This window comes from Micromonospora globispora (assembly GCF_003857015.1).
Taxonomy (GTDB): Bacteria; Actinomycetota; Actinomycetes; order Mycobacteriales; family Micromonosporaceae; genus Micromonospora; species Micromonospora globispora.
Window position 1 is genome coordinate 1 of record NZ_QGGF01000255.1, and the last position, 4,318, is coordinate 4,318.

Sequence of the window (4,318 nt, forward strand, 5' to 3'; positions counted from 1 at the left end):
GCCCGCAGCGCCACCTGTGGATGGACGCGGTGGCGCTGCGGGCCCTGGACCGGGGCCGGATCGGCGGGGTGGAGTTCTTCGACCGGCTCTTCGACCGCAACCCGGCCGAGCGGGTGCTGCGCTTCCTCGACGGCGCCACCTCGCCCGGGGAGGACCTGGCCGTGATGCGGTCCTCCCCGCTGCTGCCGATGACCGGCGCGGTGCTCGGCGACGCCGTCGACCGGCTCCGGCTGCGCCGCCGCTCATGACGCCACGTCCAGCAGCAGCTGCGGCGGGGTGCTGGTCTCGCGGCTGCCGTAACTGCTCGCCGAGGCGCCGCTCGAGGTCAGAGCCACGGTGAACGTGCCGTTCCCGCTGACCGCGGACGTGATGTCGAGGGTGACCCAGGTGCCGGTTGTCGTCCGACCGGTGGCGGCGATCGACGTGCTGCCGATCGGGGGCGCGTTGTTCCAGTCCGTCGACGTCTCCGACCAGGTCGAGTCCGCAACCGGGCGGACCACGAAGCCGGTGGACGAGCCCGCCGAGACCCAGAGCTTCAGGCGCGCGCGCACCACCGTGCCGGTCTGCCCGGACACCGTGAACTTCAGGTAGGTGTTGGTGATCGGATCTCCGTCGACCCGCAGGGCGGGGCTGGTTCCGTACCTGCTGGTGGGGCTGGACGCCTTGACGTAGGTGTCGGCCACCGCCAGGAGCGGCGTGGCTGCCGGCGTGGTGACCGAAGCCGGCGCGCCCGGGCCCGAGGAGTTACCGGCCGCGTCGAAGGCGGAGACCGTGTACGTGTAGGAGGTCTCCGACAGGGCCGTGGTGTCCGCGAAGCTGGTGCCCGTACTGGTCCCGATGGCCGCGCCGTCGCGGTACACCCGGTAGCCGGCGACGCCCATGTCGTCGGTCGAGGGCTCCCACGACAGGTCGACGCGGTTCGGTCCGGTCGCCGAAGCCCGCAGGTTGGCGGGCACCGTGGGTGGGCTGGCGTCGACGGTGATGACACTCGCCGGGTTACTCGACTCGGAGACGTTCCCCGCCGCGTCGACAGCCCTCGCCACGTACGTGTGGGAGGTGCCGGCGGTGCCGACCGTGTCGTCGACGAACGTCTGGCCCGCGGTCTCCGTCAGCAGGTTTCCGTCACGGAACAGCCGGTACCGCACCACCCCGGCGTTGTCGGTGGACGCGTCCCAGGCGAGGCTGACCGCGCCGGGCGCCACGCTGGTCACCCGCAGGTTCGGCGGCGCCGACGGTGCCAGCGTGTCGCGCATCGCGGTGACCGGTTGGGATTCGGCGCCGACGTTCCCGGCGGCATCCGACGCGCGCACGGTCCAGGTGTGTGACTCGTTCGCGGGCACCGCGGTGTCGGCGTAGGTCGGGTCGGTCACCGTCGCCACCACCGCACCGTCGCGGAGCACCTCGTACCCTGCGACGCCGACGTTGTCCGTCGCCGGCGACCAGGTGAGGGTGACCGCGTCCGGGGTGGCCGCGGCGGCGAGGCCGCCCGGGGCGGTGGGCGTCGTGGTGTCCGGCCCGGTGGTCGTCACGGCCACCGGCGCGGTGCGGGTGGACCGGTTTCCGGCCTGGTCAACGGCGTCGATCGTGTATTCGTACCGGGTCGCACCGGCGACGGAGGTGTCCGTCCAGGCGGTCGCGGTCGCCGGCAGGTCGGCCACCGGGGTGCCGTCGCGGTAGACGCGGTAGCCGGTCACGCCGAAGTTGTCGGTCGCGGCGGGCCAGCCGAGACTCACCGAGGGGGTGGGGTTCACGGTCGCGGTCAGGCCCGCGGGTGCGGTCGGGACGAGCCCGTCCGCGCCCTTGCAGGAGACGGTGGACGAGTCGACCAGGGTCGTGCCGGTGGCGCTGGCCGCGTGGTACTGCAGATCGGCGCGGTTGCCGTAGAGCTGCATGCGCGTGGCGCCGTAGCTCTTGTTCGTCTTGACCACCCGGGGATCCGAGCTCAGGAAGCCCTGACTGGAGTGGCCACCGCCGCCCACCACGAGCTCGACGATGCCGTCGTTGGCGAGCACTCCGCCCGCGCCCATGGGTGCCCAGCGCTGGTAGTTGTGGTCGTGTCCGGTGACGAGCAGGGTCACGTGGTGGGAGGCCATCAGGTCCCACATGGCCTGCATCCGCGGCGCCGGGTCCTCCGACCCGACGCTGAACAGCGGGTGGTGCCAGAAGACCATCGTGCACGGGCTGCGGCTGGCGGCGAGGTCCGCCGCCAGCCACTCGTACTGCGGGGTGCCCGGCGCCACCTTGTTGTAGTTGCTGGTCGAGTCGATGGCGATGAAGTGCCAGCCGTTGGCGTCGTAGCTGTAGTAGTGCGGGATGTTGTCCCAGTAGTGGAAGTAGCCGTCGGCGGTGGAGCCGGTGTATTCGTGGTTGCCGATGGTCGGGGTGGTGACGTCGCGCAGCCGGCCGTAGAACGCCGACGGGCCGCCGTACCAGTTCTTGAACTCGGTCAGCGTGCCATCCTCGTACACGTCGCCGAGGTAGAGGAACAAATCCGGGTCCCAACCGACGAGGGCGTTGGTGACGTACACCGAGTTGGTCTCGCCGCCGGCACCGTCACCGACGGCGCCGACCACGAAGGGTTCCTGGGGGCCGCGAGCCTGAATCGGCGGGACGGACCACTGCCGCGTGTTCGGTGGGGCAGTGGTGTTGTCGTTGGCGAACATGACGGTGATGGCGGTCGCCGGGGTGACGTACCCGTCGCGCATCTTCGCCGTGACGCCCATCGTGTGTTGACCGTCGGCGAAGTCGGCGGTGGAGATGGTGAACTGGTGCGGCGACTGGAAGTCGGTGATCAGCTGGTCGCCGTCGATGGACCACTCCGTCTTGGCGACGCCGGGGCTCGTGCCGACCGTCACGTTGACAGTCGCCGTGACGACGGTGTCGCCCACGAGCGTGCTGCCGGTCGCCGGCTGGGTGACGCAGACCAGCACGGTGTAGCCGCCGGGCGCGTTCGACGTCTGGCAGGTGGATGAGGCGCTCTCCGCGGGACCGCTGGCCACCAGGGCCAGTCCGGTGGAGACGACGACGGCGACGACGGCGGCCGCGGCCCTCGGACGGGTCGCTCTGCGTGGGTTCATCGGGAGACCTCCCCTGAACGGGTGGACGAGTCGGAGGTTGCGGAGCACTCGGCGGCCGTGGCTCGGCAGGACCAGATGGGTCACCAGGGGTCGGCGGACGGATCGTCGGGTCCGGTGCCGGCCGTCCGGCCGTCCCGGGCCACTGGTGGGCGGCGTCGGCGGAACGCCACCCCGAGCGGTAACAGCACCACCGCCGCGCCGGCGAACAGCAGCGCGCCGGAGGCGGTCAGGCCCCAGTGGCCGCCGTCGCCCGGCTCGCTGCTGTCCACCGGTACGTCCACGTCGACCCGTACGCCGAGCAGGTCGGCCAGGACGTTGATGTCGGTGGAGCCGAACCGCTCGCTGGGTTCGATGTGGGTGTTCTCGCTGAACTCGTTCCAGCTGATCACGCCGATCGCGTCCGGTTCGGACAGGCGTGCCGCGGCGAAGGAGGCGCGCAGCGTGTCACCGTTGCGGCGGGGCACCTCGCGTTTGCCGCCGACCAGCCGGGCGTCGAATCCCGGGGTCACCGGGGCGATCCACAGTCCGCCCCGCTGGTGCACGGCCCGGGACATGGCCGTCAGCTTCGCCGCGCTCGTTCCGGCCACCGGGTCCACCGACGACCAGTAGTAGGCCTGGCCGTCGAGGACGCCGTGGCTCGATTCGACGTCCTCGAGGTTCTTGGCGTTGCCGAGCACCAGCAACTTGCCCCGTACGCCGCCGACGGTGTCCTCGATCTGCGCGGCGGTGAAGCGGTCGCTGCCGGTCCAGATCACCAGTGGCCGGCCGAAGATGTCGAACACCGGTTCGGTGGCGTACCGGGAGGCGAAGAAGGACAGGTCGGTGCGGACGGTGTCGAAGGCCAGCGGGGTACGGGAGAAGTCCAACCCCTGGTAGACGATGCCCAGCCGGAACTTCTCCTCCCGGGCCACCTCGACCAGCTTGGCCAGCCGCTCGTCGAGCTGCGGCGTGTGCTTCCACGACACCAGGAACCCGTTGATGCCGGCGGTCTTCGCCATCCGGATGTGGCGCCGCATGATTTCGACGTCGTCGCTGGAGTAGTGCCCGAGCAGCGGGTAGTCGATCTTGGCCCGGTTCCAGGAGGTCGGGTTGAACCAGATGTAGTAGTAGGCGAGCACCGGCACGGGAGCCGCCGACGGATGCGGGCTGGTGCCCCCGCGGCCGGCGTCGGCGTGTGCGGGCCGGGGTGGCGCCAGGGCGACCGCCGACGCGGCCAGCACCAGCAGCAGCAGGGTGGCCAC

Annotated in this window: 3 protein-coding genes; 1 reads left to right on the forward strand and 2 read right to left on the reverse strand. The window is 71.2% G+C overall.

Features of this window, described 5'->3' with window-relative positions:
- Positions 1-248: lycopene cyclase family protein (locus DKL51_RS11745; RefSeq protein ID WP_260428465.1), on the forward strand; the 248-nt coding region annotated here is incomplete at its 5' end.
- Here DKL51_RS11745 and DKL51_RS11750 read toward each other — a convergent pair.
- Positions 243-3,077 (reverse strand): CBM96 family carbohydrate-binding protein, encoded by a 2,835-nt coding sequence (locus tag DKL51_RS11750; RefSeq protein WP_124812046.1) that lies wholly within the window; start codon positions 3,075-3,077, stop codon positions 243-245. The two genes, DKL51_RS11745 and DKL51_RS11750, sit on opposite strands and share 6 nt — an antisense overlap.
- Positions 3,078-3,157: 80 nt before the next feature.
- A partial coding sequence (locus DKL51_RS11755) for a glycoside hydrolase family 71/99 protein (protein WP_185734778.1) occupies positions 3,158-4,318 on the reverse strand: 1,161 nt, incomplete at its 5' end.

Excerpts from the sequence above, each read along its gene's own strand:
- DKL51_RS11750 (WP_124812046.1), bottom strand. The coding sequence starts at position 3,077 with ATGAACCCACGCAGAGCGACCCGTCCGAGGGCCGCGGCCGCCGTCGTC.